This window comes from Glaciihabitans sp. INWT7, from assembly GCF_014217685.1.
GTDB lineage: Bacteria > Actinomycetota > Actinomycetes > Actinomycetales > Microbacteriaceae > Lacisediminihabitans.
Map to the genome: position 1 here is coordinate 2,360,115 of NZ_CP043653.1, position 16,298 is coordinate 2,376,412.

At 65.9% G+C, this 16,298-nt stretch carries 16 protein-coding genes and 1 tRNA gene; 9 read left to right on the forward strand and 8 right to left on the reverse strand.

All coding sequences use genetic code 11. The annotated features are described in order from the left end of the window. Window positions 1–39: 39 nt before the first annotated feature. The gene (locus tag F1C58_RS11460; protein WP_185201236.1) at window positions 40–1,041 is read right to left on the reverse strand and encodes a TerC family protein; all 1,002 of its coding nucleotides are present in this window, start codon (window positions 1,039–1,041) and stop codon (window positions 40–42) included. 402 nt (window positions 1,042–1,443) lie between these two features. Here F1C58_RS11460 and F1C58_RS11465 point away from each other — a divergent pair, with 402 nt between their 5' ends. Both F1C58_RS11465 and F1C58_RS11470 read left to right on the forward strand, forming a co-directional pair. Then, a complete protein-coding gene (locus F1C58_RS11465; RefSeq protein ID WP_185201237.1) occupies window positions 1,444–2,418 on the forward strand; it encodes a TerC family protein in 975 nt (324 codons plus the stop codon). A gap of 53 nt (window positions 2,419–2,471) precedes the next feature. Continuing rightward, the gene (locus tag F1C58_RS11470; RefSeq protein WP_185201238.1) at window positions 2,472–4,169 is read left to right on the forward strand and encodes an AMP-binding protein; all 1,698 of its coding nucleotides are present in this window, start codon (window positions 2,472–2,474) and stop codon (window positions 4,167–4,169) included. Window positions 4,170–4,260: 91 nt separating this feature from the next. On the opposite strand, the gene F1C58_RS11475 is transcribed toward F1C58_RS11470, so the two are convergent. The 4 genes from F1C58_RS11475 to F1C58_RS11490 form a co-directional block, all read right to left on the reverse strand. Next, on the reverse strand, window positions 4,261–4,434 hold the full coding sequence (locus F1C58_RS11475) for a hypothetical protein (RefSeq protein ID WP_185201239.1): 174 nt from the start codon (window positions 4,432–4,434) through the stop codon (window positions 4,261–4,263). Window positions 4,435–4,509: 75 nt separating this feature from the next. Beyond that, window positions 4,510–5,469 carry a hypothetical protein gene (locus F1C58_RS11480; RefSeq protein ID WP_219731967.1) on the reverse strand — a complete coding sequence of 320 codons (960 nt, stop codon included), beginning with the start codon at window positions 5,467–5,469 and terminating at the stop codon, window positions 4,510–4,512. Next, window positions 5,466–6,155, reverse strand: a complete 690-nt coding sequence (locus F1C58_RS11485; protein WP_185201240.1) for a cytochrome b N-terminal domain-containing protein — start codon at window positions 6,153–6,155, stop codon at window positions 5,466–5,468. Before F1C58_RS11485 ends, F1C58_RS11480 begins: the two co-directional genes overlap by 4 nt. Continuing rightward, window positions 6,152–6,316: a hypothetical protein gene (locus F1C58_RS11490; protein ID WP_185201241.1), complete on the reverse strand. Its 165-nt coding sequence runs from the start codon at window positions 6,314–6,316 to the stop codon at window positions 6,152–6,154. The genes F1C58_RS11485 and F1C58_RS11490 overlap by 4 nt, the downstream gene beginning before the upstream one ends. Before the next feature lie 155 nt (window positions 6,317–6,471). Between F1C58_RS11490 and F1C58_RS11495 the strand changes: the two genes are divergently transcribed. From F1C58_RS11495 to F1C58_RS11510, 4 genes are all read left to right on the forward strand, one after another. Further along, window positions 6,472–8,559, forward strand: a complete 2,088-nt coding sequence (locus F1C58_RS11495; RefSeq protein ID WP_185201242.1) for an alpha/beta fold hydrolase — start codon at window positions 6,472–6,474, stop codon at window positions 8,557–8,559. 133 nt (window positions 8,560–8,692) lie between these two features. After that, window positions 8,693–9,427 (forward strand): glucose 1-dehydrogenase, encoded by a 735-nt coding sequence (locus F1C58_RS11500; protein ID WP_185201243.1) that lies wholly within the window; start codon window positions 8,693–8,695, stop codon window positions 9,425–9,427. After that, window positions 9,424–9,963, forward strand: coding sequence for a hypothetical protein (locus F1C58_RS11505; RefSeq protein ID WP_185201244.1), 540 nt, complete (start codon window positions 9,424–9,426; stop codon window positions 9,961–9,963). The genes F1C58_RS11500 and F1C58_RS11505 overlap by 4 nt, the downstream gene beginning before the upstream one ends. Window positions 9,964–10,034: 71 nt before the next feature. Then, window positions 10,035–11,321 carry an ATP-binding protein gene (locus F1C58_RS11510; RefSeq protein WP_185201245.1) on the forward strand — a complete coding sequence of 429 codons (1,287 nt, stop codon included), beginning with the start codon at window positions 10,035–10,037 and terminating at the stop codon, window positions 11,319–11,321. Between the two features lie 102 nt (window positions 11,322–11,423). On the opposite strand, the gene F1C58_RS11515 is transcribed toward F1C58_RS11510, so the two are convergent. Further along, window positions 11,424–12,803: a D-alanyl-D-alanine carboxypeptidase family protein gene (locus F1C58_RS11515; RefSeq protein WP_185201246.1), complete on the reverse strand. Its 1,380-nt coding sequence runs from the start codon at window positions 12,801–12,803 to the stop codon at window positions 11,424–11,426. Window positions 12,804–12,925: 122 nt separating this feature from the next. Here F1C58_RS11515 and F1C58_RS11520 point away from each other — a divergent pair, with 122 nt between their 5' ends. Both F1C58_RS11520 and F1C58_RS11525 read left to right on the forward strand, forming a co-directional pair. Continuing rightward, window positions 12,926–13,318: a VOC family protein gene (locus F1C58_RS11520; protein ID WP_185201247.1), complete on the forward strand. Its 393-nt coding sequence runs from the start codon at window positions 12,926–12,928 to the stop codon at window positions 13,316–13,318. Window positions 13,319–13,322: 4 nt separating this feature from the next. Further along, window positions 13,323–13,808, forward strand: a complete 486-nt coding sequence (locus tag F1C58_RS11525) for a DNA alkylation repair protein (protein ID WP_185201248.1) — start codon at window positions 13,323–13,325, stop codon at window positions 13,806–13,808. 96 nt (window positions 13,809–13,904) lie between these two features. On the opposite strand, the gene F1C58_RS11530 is transcribed toward F1C58_RS11525, so the two are convergent. After that, the gene (locus tag F1C58_RS11530; RefSeq protein ID WP_185201249.1) at window positions 13,905–14,183 is read right to left on the reverse strand and encodes a GlsB/YeaQ/YmgE family stress response membrane protein; all 279 of its coding nucleotides are present in this window, start codon (window positions 14,181–14,183) and stop codon (window positions 13,905–13,907) included. Between the two features lie 110 nt (window positions 14,184–14,293). Here F1C58_RS11530 and F1C58_RS11535 point away from each other — a divergent pair, with 110 nt between their 5' ends. Continuing rightward, window positions 14,294–14,965 carry a response regulator transcription factor gene (locus F1C58_RS11535; protein ID WP_185201250.1) on the forward strand — a complete coding sequence of 224 codons (672 nt, stop codon included), beginning with the start codon at window positions 14,294–14,296 and terminating at the stop codon, window positions 14,963–14,965. A gap of 1,190 nt (window positions 14,966–16,155) precedes the next feature. Here F1C58_RS11535 and F1C58_RS11540 read toward each other — a convergent pair. Next, window positions 16,156–16,231 (reverse strand) — tRNA-Glu (locus tag F1C58_RS11540). Between the last annotated feature and the right edge of the window lie 67 nt (window positions 16,232–16,298).

Here is a 16,298-nt window from a genome sequence, read left to right on the forward strand (position 1 = left end):
TCAATGGGCAGCACTACCCATTGACCGTACAGTGCATCGCTATTCGCCGGCACCGGGCCCCACGCGATTGCGGTCGTAGCGGATCTTGATCAGGCTGGCGATCACCGCGACAGCCATCGACACCACGATCACGCCGAGCGAGAAGAAGGTGCCGATCTCTGGCGCCCACTCGATGTGCTTTCCCCCGTTGATGAAGGGCAATTCGTTGGTGTGCAGCGCGTGAGCGATGAGCTTGAAGCCGATGAACGCGAGGATGAACGCGATGCCGTACTTGAGATACACCAGCTTGTCGATGAGGTCGCCGAGCAGGAAATACAGCTGGCGGAGCCCCATCAACGCGAAGACGTTTGCGGTGAACACGATGAACGGACTCGTCGTGATGCCGAAGATCGCCGGGATCGAATCGAGCGCGAAGACCAGGTCGGTGGTGCCGATCGCGATGAAGACCACGATGATCGGCGTGAAGACCCTCTTTCCGTCGATGATGGTGCGCAGCTTCGCGCCGTCGAAACCGTCGGAGATCCTGATCCGCTTGCGCAGAAGTCGGATGACGCCGCTTTCCTTCTCGTCCATCTCGTCGCTGTTCTGGAAGGCCTGGCCGAACGCCGTGTAGAGCAGGAAGGCGCCGAAGATGTAGAAGATCCAGCTGAAGTTCTCGATCAGCTGGGCCCCGAGCAGGATGAAGATCCCGCGCAGCACGAGGGCGATGATGATGCCCACCATCAGCACTTCCTGCTGGTACTTCCTCGGCACCGCGAACCTCGCCATGATGATCACGAAGACGAAGAGATTGTCGATCGAGAGGCTGTATTCGGTGAGCCATCCGGCGATGAACTGCCCGGCATGCTCGGCTCCCGCGAAGAAGTACATGAGTACCGCGAAGAGGATCGCGAGCAGCACGTAGAAGCCGACCCACAGGCTCGACTCCCGCGTCGACGGAATGTGGGGACGCTTGTAGGCGAGCACGAGGTCGGCGATCACGATGAGGATCAGAACGGCGATGCTGCTGACCTCGAACCAGAGCGGGAGTTGCAGGTCCATTACGGCCTTTCAAGAGAGGGATGACGTGGGTACGCCGAGATCCCGAAAGTCTCTTCCGCGCCGGCCCGGCCGGCACCACCGCACCCGGGCCAGCATCAGCGGTGACCGTCTTGACGAGTGCGGAACGGGGCGTTGACCGCCCGTGGGAATACTCCCCTTCGCGATAACAATCCTAGGTGGCAGGCGGAGCGGTAAGAAGCAGGCGCTTCTTTCAGCGAGAGCCGTCGTCCCGGCTTCAGGGGCTCTGCTCAGGAACCCTGCTTAACATGGGGCCAGCAAGGGGAGTATTCCCGCGAAGCCGTTTCGTCAATACGAACACCGCACAGTGTTCCGGGCGGCTTGCCCTGAATCCGCAGGGTGGAAGAGACCTTGGTCCGTTCATCGACTGACCAAGGAGTGCCCATGGCCATCACGCCGCTCATCTGGATCATCACCATCGCGATCACGATCGGCTTCTTCGTGTTCGAGTTCTTCGCTCACGTGCGCACGCCGCACACGCCGACCATCGGTGAATCCGCCCGCTGGTCGGGTTTCTATATCGGGCTCGCCTTGCTCTTCGGCGTGGGGATCGGCCTGGTGTCCGGCTGGGACTTCGGCGGACAGTACTTCGCCGGCTATCTCACCGAGAAGGCCCTGTCGATCGATAATCTCTTCGTCTTCCTCATCGTGATGACCGGTTTCGCGGTGCCGCGGCAGTTCCAGCAGAAGGTGCTGATGATCGGGATCGTCATCGCCCTGATCATGCGCGGTGCGTTCATCGCCGTCGGAGCGGCCCTGATCGAGAATTACTCCTGGATCTTCTACATCTTCGGTGCTCTGCTGCTCGTGCTGGCCTATCGACAGGCCTTCAGCTCCCACGAGAGCGACCCGGCCCACGGCCGGGTCGTGAAACTCGCCCGCCGGCTGCTGCCCATCACCGATACCTTCCATGGCGACCGCGTCACGGTGAAGATCGAGGGAAAGCGATTCTTCACCCCGATGCTGCTCACGATCGTGGCGATCGGCTTCATCGACCTGGTCTTCGCCGTCGACTCGATTCCCGCGATCTACGGGCTCACCGACGAGGCGTACATCGTGTTCACCGCGAACGCTTTCGCCCTGATGGGCCTTCGGCAGCTCTACTTCCTCATCGGCGGGCTGCTCGAGAGGCTCGTCTACCTCGCTCAGGGGCTCGCGGTCATCCTCGGCTTCATCGGCGTGAAGCTGGTGCTTCACGCGCTCCACGTCAATGAGCTGCCGTTCATCAACGGGGGGAGATCGGTGGAATGGGCTCCCGAGATCCCGATCTGGTTCTCCCTGCTCTTCATCGGCCTCACCGTCGCCGTCGCGACCGTGCTGAGTCTGCGCAAGACGCGGGGCGAACTGCGCGCGAACTAGGCGTACGGCGACCCGCGATACGATCGAGTTTCTGATCCCAAGGAGCGCCACCGGTGTCGCAGAGTCCCGCAACTGACAATTTTCGAGCCGCCCGCGATCAGTTGGTCGCCCTTCGGGACGACTACGTCGGTGCTGTGCGCGAATTCCGCTGGCCCGCTGTCGGAGACACGTTCAACTGGGGCATCGACTGGTTCGATGCCATCGCCCGGGGTAATTCCAGACCCGCCCTGGTCATCGCTGAAGAGGACGGATCCACCGCCCGATTCACCTTCGACGAGATGGCGACGCGGTCCGATCAGGTCGGCCGGTGGCTGCAGGGACTGGGCGTAAAGCGCGGTGACGCCGTCATGCTCATGCTCGGCAACCAGGTCGAGCTGTGGGATTCGATGCTCGGCATCATGAAGATCGGAGCGGTGATCCTGCCGACCACGACCGCACTCGGCACCGCGGATCTCATCGACCGGATGCAGCGGGGAGGCGTGCGGCACGTGATCGCCGCATCCGCCGATGTGGACAAGTTCGATGAGGTACCCGGCGACTTCACCCGCATCAGGGTGGGTGACGGAGCCGCCCCCTGGATCGATTTCTCGGATGCCTTCGCCTCGCCCGCCTCGCCGCTTCCCCATCCACAGACGGCCTCCCACGACCGCCTGCTGCTCTATTTCACCTCGGGCACGACGACGCGGCCGAAACTGGTCGAACACACCCAGGTCTCCTATCCGGTCGGCCATCTCTCGACCATGTACTGGCTGGGGCTCAAGGCCGGCGACGTCCACCTGGCGATCAGCTCCCCCGGTTGGGCGAAGCATGCCTGGAGTTGCTTCTTCGCGCCCTGGATCGCCGAGGCGACGATCTTCGTCTACAACTACGGTCGCTTCGACGCCGCGTCTCTGCTGCAGAAGATCCGTCAGGAGCATGTGACCTCGTTCTGCGCACCGCCGACCGTGTGGCGCATGCTCATCCAGTCCGACCTCACGGCCGGCAGCGGCGACCTCCGCGAAGCGATCTCGGCCGGTGAGCCCCTCAACCCCGAGGTGATCAGCCAGGTGCGCTCACACTGGGGGCTGACCATCCGCGACGGTTACGGCCAGACCGAGATGACCGCGGTGGTGGGAAACACCCCGGGATCCGCCGTGAAGGACGGCTCGATGGGCCGACCGCTTCCCGGCAGCCCGATCGTGCTCGTCGACCCGATCTCTGGCGAGCTCGCCGAGGAAGGCGAGATCTGCGTCGACCTCGGCCGTGATCCGGTCAACCTCATGACGGGCTACGTCGGGGATGCCGAGCGCAACGCCCGCACCATGCACGACGGCTACTTCCACACCGGCGACATCGCGGCACGAGATACCGGTGGCTACATCACGTACATCGGTCGCACCGACGACGTGTTCAAGGCATCCGACTACAAGATCAGCCCCTTCGAGCTCGAGAGCGTGCTGATCGAGCATCCGGCTGTGGCCGAAGCCGCGATCGTGCCCGCTCCGGATGCCGTGCGCCTGGCCGTGCCGAAGGCGTACGTCGTGCTCGCGGCGGGGTTCGAACCCTCGGCCGAGGTTGCGTTCTCGATCCTCTCCTACGCCCGGGAGCAGCTCGCGCCCTTCCAGCGCATCCGTCGCATCGAATTCATGGAACTGCCGAAGACGATCTCCGGCAAGATCCGCCGGGTCGAACTGCGTGCTCGCGAGGAGGAGGTCGCTGTCGGCACCGTCATCGCGATCGAGTGGCGCGACGACGAGCTTCGCGGACGCTAGCGCCCGCGCCCGCGCCCGCCAACCATCTCTGCGAACCTTCGACAGCACATGCGGTGTATTCCCCGCCGTGCTCTCGCAGCGTGCCCTTGGGCTAGGCGACCGGTGGAGGAGGGTTGGGCGATCTGCTCTCGCGCCAGCGATCGTGGTCGCGCAAGGCGTATCGCACCCCCAGTCGCACAACCCAGAACAGGCCGAGCGCGATGACCGCCGCGCCGAGGAGATACACCACGATGCCCACGACCGGGAAGAGAAATGAGGAATACATGAGCCAACCTTAGGGGTGTGGGACCTGCAGACCGCCCTGCACCGAGCCGTGGCGACAACCGGCTCGGCGATGCGCCTAACGCCGCTTGTAGTAGTTGCGCCAGATGAGACGGTGGATGGGGATGAGTCGAGGCAGGTCGCGCAGCCCCGGTATCAGGGGGACGATCGCCAAGAGCAGCGTGAGGATTCCCACGACGAAGACCACGAGGATGTCGGCGTTGGCTGCCGACTTGAATGGCTCGATCTGGTAGAAGAACGAGAACAGCCACAGCCAGGACTGTCCGGGGTAGTTGCCGGTCTCATTCATCATCCCCCACTGGTCGCCGCCGAGGTGCAGGTTCGTCGCGAGGTCGCCGAGGTACGCACCGTCGCCGAGGAAGAGCACGGAACGGGTGTAGTTGAAGTTGTAGAAATCGCCTCCCGATTGCAGAACGCTATCGAGCGATCCCTGCTTGGCCATCGTGAGGAGTGAGGTGGTCAATGCCGGCACCGGGCCGTAATCACCCTTCGCCACGTTCGAGGGGTCATTGCCCTTCGCCTTGGCGAGGGCCTTCCCATAGGCGTCGGTCCAGGCGGCCCGCTGGCTGCTCGTCGCCGAGTTCCAGTTCGAGACGGCGACCGGCGGATTCGGCAGGGTGCTGAGTGGCGCGATCACGAAGTCCTTGGCCGTGTCGATGGGGATCTTCACGCCGGCGAGACTCTGCAGGTCGAGACCACCGAGGGTCTGCGTGGCGTCCGGCGTCGCGTTGTAGGGAGGCCCGTATCCCGCGGTCTCGCTGGTGTGGCCGAGTTCGGCATTCGCGGTGGCGATGAAGTCGGTGGGCCGAGTGTTGGCCCAGGACTTGAGAGTGACGCTCTTGTCATCGGGAGAACTGAAGATCGCGGATGCCGCGAGCACCAGGAGGGTAACGACGATCACGCCGACCGTGAGTTCTTTGAACAGGTCGTACTCGCGGTTCGTGCCCTTCCACGAGCGACCGGCGATACCGGTCCCCCGTCGCCAGGACATCGGGCTGACTTTCCGTGGCGTGCTCATCGGACTTCCTCACCGGTCAACTGCGCGTCGCTGTCTGCTGCCTCTAGCGGGGGCGCTACCCCGTGCACCCGTACGAGCAGCACATGAAGAGCGACGATTGCCGCGACCGCAAGGGGCAGCAGCGTGATGTGCCACATGAACATCTGGCCCGCGTTGGCGACATTGAACCAAGCTCCGATGCCGGCGGCATTCAGCGCGTCCTTCGCTTCGAACGCGATCCATTCCGATTCGAAGTTCGTCTGCAGGAGGTAACCGGTGAACGCCGCTCCGATGGAGACGGCGAACGAGACCACGCCGGTGATCCAGGTGAGCAGCCGGCCGCCGCGCCACGAGGCCATCCAGAACTTGCCCCACAGGTGCACGACCATGAAGAGGAAGAAGAACTCCACACTCCAGAGGTGCGTGCTGTTGACGAAGTGTCCGAACGCGGAGACATGCCACCAGGTGGGTCCATTGAGGCTCAATACCACCCCAGAGGCGATGATCACCACGAGGGACGCGATCGCGCCCATACCGAAGACGTAGATCCATGAGGCGACGTAGCTCGGCTGGGTCTCCGGCAGAAGCTTCTGCGGCGGCAGGGTCTTGAGCATCCACCGCCGGGCCTTGCCGGTCCAGGTGTAGAACTCCTCTTCGGATCCGGTGTCGTCGCGGGAGTCGGTCGGCGGCGGAACGATGGTGGTCATTTGCGCTTCCGTCCCGCCGGGAAGGGCAGCACGAGCGCAAGGATGAACAGGGCGAACATCGTCACGATCACGATGAAGTTGCCCAGCTGGATGGTGAACGCCCCCCAACCGAGATAGACGGTGGGCGTCTCTGCCATCACCGTCGCGAATACTGAATGCACGTTTGCCTCCCGAGGTTCCAATACTCGAACCGTAGGCCTCGGAATCGTCCACCCTCGGGACTTTGGTCACCACCTCAGCGGGTGAGAAGAGCACGTTTGCGACCGACCGCAGTGAGCCGACGACGCGCGCGCGATTCGACGGCTAGCGTGGAGGGATGTCAACTGAGACTCAGCTTCTGCCCTTCGCGTCCCTCGACAGCTACATCGCGCTTCCCCGGGTGGAGGGCCTCGCCCTCTCCCCCGACGGACGCACGGTGGTCCTGACCGTCGCGACCCTGTCCCTGGACCGCACCACCTACCAGCGCGCACTGTGGTCGGTTCCGGCCGACGGATCGGGCACCCCGACCCGGCTCACCCGCTCGGCCAAGGGCGAATCCGGGGTGGCTTTCACCGGGTCCGGCGACATCCTCTTCATCTCCGCCCGTGCGGATGCCGCGGCGGAGAAGGATGCGGAAGCCGCGCAGCTCTGGATCCTGCGCGCCGCCGGGGGTGAGGCGCGAGCGATCACCCGGCTGCTTGGCGGGTTGTCCGAGATAGCCGCAACCGCCACAGGGAGCGACGGGGTGATCATCGCGGCGAACCTCCTGCCGTCTTCGAACAGTCTCGAGGCGGAGGCTGCGGCGCGCACCGAACGCACGACGAAGAAGGTCACCGCCATCCTGCACGAGAGCTATCCCGTGCGGTATTGGGACCACGACCTCGGGCCGGCTGAGCCACATCTCTTGGCGCTCGACCTGTCCGAACTCACGGACACGGTCCCGACCTCCGGCGGGGCTTCGGACACACCCCCGGAGCCGCTGCCCTATCCCGCGGACCTGCCTCGTCCGCGCGACCTCACGCCGAGCCCGGGCCGCACCGCCGACACGGCCGGTCAGGAGCTCACTCCCGACGGCAACACCCTCATCGCCTCGCTGCGGGTTCCGGAGCAGCGATCGGGTCGCTTCATCATCGTGTCGATCGACGTCGAAACCGGTGCGACGACGCCTCTCTTCGACGAGGAGCGGGTGGACTTCGAGGTGCCGGCCGTGAGCCACGACGGCACGCGGATCGCCTTCGTTCGTGCCGAATACAGCACTCCGAGTGGCCCGGCGGACCAGGAACTGTGGGTGGCCGACATCGACGGCAGCAACCCTCGCCGCATCGCCGAGGGATGGGATCGCTGGGCCTCGAGCCTCGTCTTCGACGCCGACGACCACTCCCTCATCGTCACCGCCGACAACGACGGTCGCGGCCCCATCTTCCGGGTGCCTCTCGACGGTGGAGCCCCGAGTCGGCTCACCGTCGACGACTTCAGCTACACCGATGTCGCGGTCGACAGCGCGACGGGTGAACTCGTGGCGCTGCGGTCATCCTGGGTCACGCCGCCGCATCCGGTGCGCATCGACCGCTCGGGAGTCGTCACCCCGCTCGCAACACCGGCGCAGCTTCCCCCGGTGCCCGGGTCGATCACCGAGGTCGAGACTGTCGCGGAGGATGGCTCGCGGGTGCGCGCGTGGCTACTGCTTCCCGAGGGCGCCTCGCCGCAGCATCCTGCTCCCCTCCTGCTCTGGATTCATGGCGGGCCGCTCAACAGTTGGAACGCGTGGAGCTGGCGGTGGAACCCACTGCTCGCGGTCTCCCGCGGGTACGCGGTGCTGCTGCCCGATCCCGCCCTTTCCACCGGCTATGGCCTCGACTTCATCGCGAGGGGCTGGGATGCCTGGGGCGCGAAGCCCTTCACCGACCTGATGGCGATCACGGATGCCGCGGAAGCCCGCCCTGACATCGATGCGACCCGCACGGCGGCGCTCGGCGGATCGTTCGGTGGCTACATGGCCAACTGGGTGGCCGGGCACAGCTCCCGTTTCCGGGCGATCGTCAGCCACGCCAGCCTCTGGGCACTCGACCAGTTCAACGGCACCACCGACAACTCCTGGTACTGGCAGAGCATCTTCTCGCCTCAGGGGATGATCGACAGTTCACCGCACCACAGCGTGCGCGACATCGTGACGCCGATGCTGGTGATCCACGGCGACAACGATTACCGCGTTCCGGTCGGGGAGAGCCTGCGACTCTGGTCGGAACTGGCCGAACACCATGCCGCCCCCGACGGCTCGACCCCGCACAAGTTCCTTCTCTTCCCGGACGAGAATCACTGGGTGCTGAAACCCCAGCACGCCGTGATCTGGTACGAGACCGTCTTCGCATTCCTCGACCAGCATGTTCACGATGCGGACTGGGTGCGTCCGACGCTCCTCGGCTGATGCGCGGGGTGCCCCGGTGCTCCTCGCCGCGGCGCACAGTCGGGACCCAAGGCCCGGTCTGCCGTGCTTTTCGATTCCAGACTGGAGCCCGGGCACCCCGTCCGCCACGAAAAGCAAACCCAAGAGGACCCTCATGAACCGTGTCTCAGGCAAAGTCGCACTCATCACCGGCGGAGCCAGGGGAATGGGCGCGGCCCATGCCCGCTTGCTGGTGGCCGAGGGTGCGAAGGTCGTTCTCGGGGATGTGCTCGATGCGGATGGTGAGGCCCTTGCAGTCGAACTCGGCGAGGCTGCCCGCTACGTGCACCTCGACGTGACGCAGGAGAGCGACTGGGCCAGTGCCCTAGAGGTCACCCTCGCGCAGTTCGGTCACCTCGATGTGCTGGTGAACAACGCCGGCATCGCCAACGGATCCCCCATCGCAGAATTTCCTCTCGCGCTCTGGCAGAAGACCCTTGAGATCAACCTCACCGGCAGCTTCCTCGGCATGAAGACCGTGTCGACCGTGCTCGCGGCCCAGGGGCACGGGTCCATCATCAACGTCTCGTCTGTCGAGGGCCTTCGGGGCAGTGCCGGACTCCACGCCTATGTCGCGACCAAATTCGCCGTCCGTGGGCTCACGAAATCGGTCGCGCTCGAACTCGGTCCATCCGGTGTGCGGGTCAACTCGATCCACCCGGGCTTCATCACGACGCCTTTGACCGCGGGGATCGACTCGCACCAACTGCAGATCCCGCTGGGCCGGGCCGCGGACCCCATCGAGGTCTCCCGGCTCGTACTGTTCCTCGCCAGCGACGAGTCGAGCTACTCCACGGGCTCGGAATTCGTGATCGACGGCGGACTCACCGCGGGGATCCCGCACTCGTGACGACCGCGTCGATTCTGCGGGGGGGGGTGTCCAGTGCACTGGTGATGACGGCTGACGGCACAAAAGTGCTGTCTGGAGCGGTATTGATGGCTGCGCACTTTGAACGCTTCGCCGCCTTGGCGGTCCGCGCGCCCCGCATCCGGACTCGTGCGGTTCTGGGCACCTGGCCGCCGCATCCGTTGGGCAGTGTGATGCTGGTCTGTGCCCCGGGGTGCGATTCCATCATGGTCGGCGAGAACCTTGCGGCGGCACTCGCGGCCGGAAACCGGGTGGCGATCTCTCTCGCGGGGGTCCCTGATCAGTTGATGCGATTGCTCTTCGAACTGCTTTTCGGCGTCTTCTCGACCGGTCAGTTCTCGGTACTCACGCCGGAATGCGGCTGGACCATATCGAGCGCCGACCTCTCGATCGTGGTGCTGACACCCTCCCGCGCCTACCTCAACGACCGGCCATGGATCTCGTCGCCGCAAACGGCAGGACACCTCACCCCCTCCACCGATCTGCTGCGTTTCTACAGCACTCGTGCCGCGGTCTGACCTCACGGCGCAATCGCACAGCACCGTGCTCTAGATTTGCTGCCACACGTCATTCACGCGAGGGAGCCACAATGACCGGTTGGCGCATTCGAGACTTCCATTCGGACGATCTCGACGGCATTCTTCACCTGTGGGAGGAGATCACCGCGGCGAAGACGGAGCCGGTGTACGGCCTCTCCGAGGTGCTCGCGTCCTGCCAGAAGGACCATGCCGTCGTCGCCATGCACGGTGAGACAGTCATCGGCGCCGCTGTCGGTCGGGCCGCCCACGCCCAGGGCTGGATCGTGTTCCTCTCCACGGCCCGGCAGTGGCAGGGTCAGGGCATCGGTACCGCGATGCTCGCCGCCCTGGAGAATCGGATGGCTCCGCACGGGTTGGCCAAGCTCTCGGCCCTGATGCCGGAATCCGCCAGCCGCGTGGATGCCTTCCTCAATCGCGGATTCGAGGTCAAGAAGAACCTCCGCTACTTCGAACGCCACATTCCCGTGCAGCGAGAAGAACTGCGATCGCTGAGCGAGCTGGGCGGACGCGTGCTTCCCCGAGACCTCTGGGAGGCGGTCGGGGGCATGCAGCAGGAGAAGGAGCTGCTCGAGCGACGCCTGGTAATGCCCCTGGCCAAACCCGATATGGCCGAGCAATACGGGGTCGTACCGCCCAAGGCCGTCGTGCTGTTCGGTCCGCCCGGCACGGGCAAGACCACCTTCGCCAAGGCGATCGCATCCCGCCTCGAATGGCCGTTCGTGGAGGTATTCCCCTCGCGGCTCGCCGCCGACCCCAAGGGATTGGCCGGCGCACTGCGCGAGACCTTCCTCAAGATCTCCGAGCTCGAACACGCCGTCGTGTTCATCGATGAGGTAGAGGAGATCGCCGCCCAACGCGGCGGGGAGCCGCCCTCGGCCCTGCAGGGCGTGACCAACGAGTTGCTGAAGATCATCCCGGCGTTCCGCGAACAACCCGGGCGGCTTCTCGTCTGCGCGACCAACTTCATCCGCGCTCTCGATTCGGCCTTCCTCCGCCACGGGCGCTTCGACTATGTCGTGCCGATCGGACTGCCGGATGTCGCAGCCCGCCTGGCCATCTGGGAGCGCTACATCCCCGCATCCGTCGACGGCCTGGTCGATCTCGAGGCCCTCGTTGTGGCGAGCGACGGGTTCTCCCCCGCCGATGTCGAGTACGCGGCGCGGCGAGCATCGCAGGAGGCGCTCGAGCGTGCCCTCTTCTCGGAGGCGGATGCCCCGGGGCCGGCCGGCCCGAGCACCCAGGACTACATCGCCGCGATCAGGTCCACTCGCACGACGGTGTCTCCCCAGGTCGCCGCGGAGTTCCTCGAAGACATCGAGAGATTGGCGCGGCTCTGAGATCGGCGCGGCTCTGATGTTGGCGCGGCTCTGAGGTTGGCGAGGCTCTGAGATCGGCGCACACGCTCCGATCGGCGACAGGCGCTGGTCGGCTACAGCCGCTCAGTGGCCGCCGAGCAGCATCTCCGGATGCGTGAGGCGCCACCACCCACCCGGCCCGGAGATCGAGCCGTCGAGCACGAGGGGTACCGAGATCACGCTCCCGTTGACGGTGAAATCGAGACTGCCGACCGTCGATCCGTCTGTGACGGTCTTGCCCGCGGTGATCGACAGCGGTCTGACGGTCATGGTGGAGCTGATCGGCGCGTCCGACCAGGTGAGCACGGAAGCCCGATCCCCCGTCACCACTCGAGCGCCGTCTTTCCAGGCGGTGCCGTAACGCCCCACCACGGTTCCGGTGGTCTCCAGCGTGACGACATGGAAGCCAGACTCGATGCTGCGGATCAGGATCTGGGCATCGCTGTTCACCGTCTCCCGGCTGCTTCCGTCCAGAATCACCCCGGTTATCGTGATCGGCTTCGGCAGGCCGACGTTCACCGTGGCCGAGAAGAGCAGGCACGAGCCGGCCGAGTCGAGGGTGCCGGTCTTGATGCCGTCGATCCCCTCCGAACCGAGGCTGATGTTGTTGTTCGGCACCGCTCCGACCCCCGGCACATCCACGGTGCGCGAGCCGACGATCGACGCCAGAGTCGGATTGGCCATCGCCAGTTTGCCGATGGTGATGAGGTCGGAAGGGGTGCTGACGTTCTTCGCATCGATTCCGGTCGGCTCCACGATGGTCGTGCCGCTGAGCCCGTGGGCCGAGAGCCAGGTCTTGACGGCGCTGAGATAGCGGGCGCGCGATCCGAACGCCCAGGTGCTCACCGCGTCAGCGTAGTTGCAGGCCGATGCCACCAGCATGAGCGCGAGCGCGTCGTGTTCCGACAGCGTGCTGCCCGTCTTCATCGGCTCGACCGAGGCGCCGAGCACGTAGTACTGGTCGTAGAGATCGTGATCGGCCTTGCTGAAGGTGAGCGTCGGTCCGGCGTCGTCGCCCGTCAGCGGCTTGGCCTGGAGCACAACCAGGGCGGTGATCAGCTTGCTGATGCTCGCGATCGGCAGCGGACCGGGCCCTCCGCTCGATGCCAGGATGCCGTTGGTGCCTACCGTGCCGGCGAAGGTCTCTGCTCCGGTGACGCTCACGGCAGACTCCCCCTGGGCCGGCAGCGTGAGTTGGACGGCCGCCGGCACGGTGAGGGCCGGTTTGGTCGCGGTGAGCACGGCAGTCGGCAGCGGTGCGAGCAGGGTGACGGGAAGGTAGGTGCCGACCGCTGCCACGATCAGGAGTACGACTACGAGCCCGGCGACGCGGCGCCGGGTGCGACGGCGGCGAGCCGACTCCTGCGTGGCCGGATCGAGCGGATCCGGTTCCGGGGCATCCGCTCCGCGCGCGAGCATCTCCGAGAAGTCCGCAAGGCCCGTCGGGCCGGAGGAGCCGCTCATCGTGCAGCCGCGGCGCGAACCGCGCCCCCCGAATTCGAATACATATGCTCATGTTATGGCTGGTGCGCGAACAGAACCCATCCTCAGGCGTAACTTTTACATCGACAGGAATGAGGAAGCCCATGACGCCGTGGCCAGGATCGATCAGCGCCATCACGCTCTTCGTCGACGACCTCGCGGCGACCAAGGCCTTCTACCTCCGGGTCTTCCGTTTGCCGATTCTCTTCGAAGATGCGAACTCCGCGGTCTTCCGGTTCGACAACACGATGATCAACCTGCTGAAGTCCTCCGAGGCGGTGGGCCTCATCGAACCCGCCGCGGTTGCGTCCGCCAAGGGCGGCTCGCGACTCCAGCTCACCCTCGACGTGGAGAATGTCGATGCCATGTGTGCCGAGCTCAGCGGGCTGGGGGTGCGGCTGCTGAACGGTCCGATGGACCGGGAGTGGGGCATCCGCACGGCCAGCTTCCAGGACCCGGGCGGTCACATCTGGGAGATCGCCCAGCCCCTCGGATAGTGCGGTGAGCGACGCTGGCGGCTTCGTGGATGCCGCCCTCCAGCTCGAAGCCACCTGGCAGCGAGCCATCACCGACGAGGCGCGGATCGGATCGCACCTGCAGTTCTACGGAGCGTCGGTCGGCGCCGTGCGGGGCACCATCCGCGCAGTGACCCTCCGCTACCCCGGCCTCGGGCACGACGAGATCACCGCGCTCGCCTCGGAGCTGTGGGGCGGTGCCGTCTACGAGCGCAGGCTTGCGGCGGTCGTATTGCTGCAGACCCACGTGCGTCGGCTCGACAACTCCGACCTCACCCGCCTCGAGGGCTTCCTGCGTGAGGCGCTGACTCCGGCGCTGGCCGATCCGCTCATCGTCGACGTGATCGTGCCGCTGTTCAGGTCTCTGGATGGTGGAAGCCGAGCGCGCGCGAATGTGGCGGTACAGCGGTGGACGTCCGACGAGAATCCGTGGCTGCGGCAGGCCGCTCGCCATCTCGTCGGGATCGACTGACGGTGGCGGCGGTGTGCACAGAAAAACGCCCGGAGGCCGGCTTTGGGCAGGCATCCGGGCGTCTCAGACGGATCGGGTGTCGATCCGAAGGCGGTATCACCGGCGTGAGGTGCGACGGCTTCCGACTCGGGTCCAGATGAGGAGCACGATGATCGCGCCGATGATGGAGCCGATGATGCCGGCCGGCTGGAAGAATCCACCCGAGGGGTCGGCACCGAGGAGCAGGTAACCGAGGAATCCGCCGACGAACGATCCGATGATTCCGAGGAGCAGGGTCATTCCGATGGACAGGTTCTGCTTTCCGGGCACGACCAGTCGCGCGATGGCTCCGGCGATGAGTCCGACGACGATGATGCTGATGATGAGTCCGAGCATGAGGTTCTCCTTGCGCTGTGTCTTGTGGGTGCGACCCTCTGCGGGCCACGTCTCTACCCAACTCCCTCCAGGGGTGGACCGTCACACCCCTAAGGAGGTAATGTGCGGGGATGCCGAGCCTCGCCCCACCCCGCCCCCTGACCGTCGCGCTCGTCGACGACTACGACGTCGTGTTGAAGGGCCTCGCCCACATGTTCGACGACTACCGGGACCGCGTCCTCGTCTCCGAAATCGACTCGAATGCGTCACTGGACGACTCGGTCGACATCGTGATGTACGACTCCTTCGCTCAGCCAGAGTCCGACCATCAGGAACTGAACGCGCTCGTCAACAACCCCAAGGCCCGCAACGTGGTGGTCTACACCTGGAACTTCCATCCGCGCCTCGTCGAAAGCGCCCGCGAGCAGGGGGTGAAGGGATACCTCTCCAAGACCCTGGCGGCGAACGAACTGGTCTCGGCTCTCGAGCAGGTGCACGCCGGCGAGGAAGTGATCAGCGATCCGGCTCGACGATCGGGAAGCGCACTGGCGCTGGACTGGCCCGGCCGCCGGGAGGGGATAACGGACCGGGAGTCCGAGATCCTCGCCCTGATCACTCAGGGCAAGAGCAACGCCGAGGTGGCGGCACTCACCTATCTGAGTCCCAACACCGTGAAGTCGTATATCAGGAACACCTATCGCAAGATCGGCGCGCAGAGCCGCAGCCAGGCGGTGCTGTGGGGCGTCGGCCACGGATTCACCCCCGACCACCACCGCATCGACCACTGGCTCGGCGGCCCTTGAGTTCGGCGAACTCCACCGTGGGCGTTGCTCGCCCAGCCGCCAGTCACCGCTGCACCGTGACCGCTTCCTCGCCAGCGTGCGACAGTTTCCCAGGGATGACCCCGCGACCCCCGGCCCGGCCCCCGCGCCGAGGGCCGAGCCGTCACAATCCGCGCTGAGCGGACGGCTTGAGAGCAGCTTTCGCCGGATGACGCGCACGGCCGCCGGCCGACCCGACTCCCGGCCCGCCCGACTCCCGGCCCAGCTACCCCTGCCGAGCGCCCAGCCGTCATAATCTGCGCTGGGCGGCCTGCGCGCGAGCACTTTGTGCCGGATGACTCGCACGACTGCCGGCCCGCCCGACTCCCGGCCCGCCCGACTTCCGGCTCGGCCGACTGCCGGCCCGCCCGACTGCTGGCCCGGCCTACTCCCGGCCCGCCCGACTGCCGGCTCGGCTACCCCCGCCGAGCGCCCAGCCGTCACAATCTGCGCTAGACGGCTCGCGCGAGAGCACTTTGTGCCGGGTGGGCCGCCCGACTGCCGGCCCGGCCACCCCGCCGAGCACCCAGCCGTCACAATCCGCGCTGAACGGCTCGCGCGAGAGCACTTTGTGCCGGTTGGGCCGCCCGACTGCCGGCCCGGCCACCCCCGCCGAGCACCCAGCCGTCACAATCCGCGCTGAACGGCTCGCGCGAGAGCACTTTGTGCCGGTTGGGCCGCCCGACTGCCGGCCCGGCCACCCCGCCGAGCACCCAGCCGTCACAATCCGCGCTGGACGGCTCGCGAGAGAGCACTTTGTGCCGGGTGGCCCGCCCGACCCCAAGCACCTTGCATGCGGCCGACCGTCACACAGCCCCGGGCCGCCCGGGCACAGGCCGCACGTTGGTGGCCGCCTTCTGAGGCGCACTCGCACGATCGCCGTCACCGGCGCCCAGTCGCCACAAATTGCGCTGGGCTGCCCAGTAGGGAGCGCTTTGCGACGGATGACCCGCGCAACTTCCCCTTGGCCACGCCCACCCGTCACCATCAGCCCCTGTCAGCCGCGCACGGGGCGTATATTGCCGGATGACACTGCGGCCAGCAGAAAACCCGTCCGAACACCCCGCGCCCAGCCCAACCAGCTCCGAACACCTCCGCGCCCAGCAGAAAAACACCCCCGCCGCCCACACAAAAAAGGCCCGGATCCCAGCAAACGCTGGCATCCGGACCGGTGGTGACCCCAACCGGATTCGAACCGGTGTTACCGCCGTGAGAGGGCAGCGTACTAGGCCGCTATACGATGGGGCCGCAAGTGGACAACTCAACGAGTATGCCACACGCGAGCAAGGCACACCAAAACGGTGTGGGATGCCCG

Bases quoted from the DNA above. Each gene is read 5' to 3' on its own strand.
- F1C58_RS11495 (WP_185201242.1), top strand. From the start codon at position 6,472: ATGTCAACTGAGACTCAGCTTCTGCCCTTCGCGTCCCTCGACAGCTAC.
- F1C58_RS11485 (WP_185201240.1), bottom strand. From the start codon at position 6,155: ATGACCACCATCGTTCCGCCGCCGACCGACTCCCGCGACGACACCGGA.
- F1C58_RS11475 (WP_185201239.1), bottom strand. From the start codon at position 4,434: ATGTATTCCTCATTTCTCTTCCCGGTCGTGGGCATCGTGGTGTATCTC.
- F1C58_RS11520 (WP_185201247.1), top strand. From the start codon at position 12,926: ATGACGCCGTGGCCAGGATCGATCAGCGCCATCACGCTCTTCGTCGAC.
- F1C58_RS11510 (WP_185201245.1), top strand. From the start codon at position 10,035: ATGACCGGTTGGCGCATTCGAGACTTCCATTCGGACGATCTCGACGGC.
- F1C58_RS11535 (WP_185201250.1), top strand. From the start codon at position 14,294: ATGCCGAGCCTCGCCCCACCCCGCCCCCTGACCGTCGCGCTCGTCGAC.
- F1C58_RS11515 (WP_185201246.1), bottom strand. From the start codon at position 12,803: ATGAGCGGCTCCTCCGGCCCGACGGGCCTTGCGGACTTCTCGGAGATG.
- F1C58_RS11460 (WP_185201236.1), bottom strand. From the start codon at position 1,041: ATGGACCTGCAACTCCCGCTCTGGTTCGAGGTCAGCAGCATCGCCGTT.
- F1C58_RS11480 (WP_219731967.1), bottom strand. From the start codon at position 5,469: ATGAGCACGCCACGGAAAGTCAGCCCGATGTCCTGGCGACGGGGGACC.
- F1C58_RS11500 (WP_185201243.1), top strand. From the start codon at position 8,693: ATGAACCGTGTCTCAGGCAAAGTCGCACTCATCACCGGCGGAGCCAGG.
- F1C58_RS11465 (WP_185201237.1), top strand. From the start codon at position 1,444: ATGGCCATCACGCCGCTCATCTGGATCATCACCATCGCGATCACGATC.
- F1C58_RS11530 (WP_185201249.1), bottom strand. From the start codon at position 14,183: ATGCTCGGACTCATCATCAGCATCATCGTCGTCGGACTCATCGCCGGA.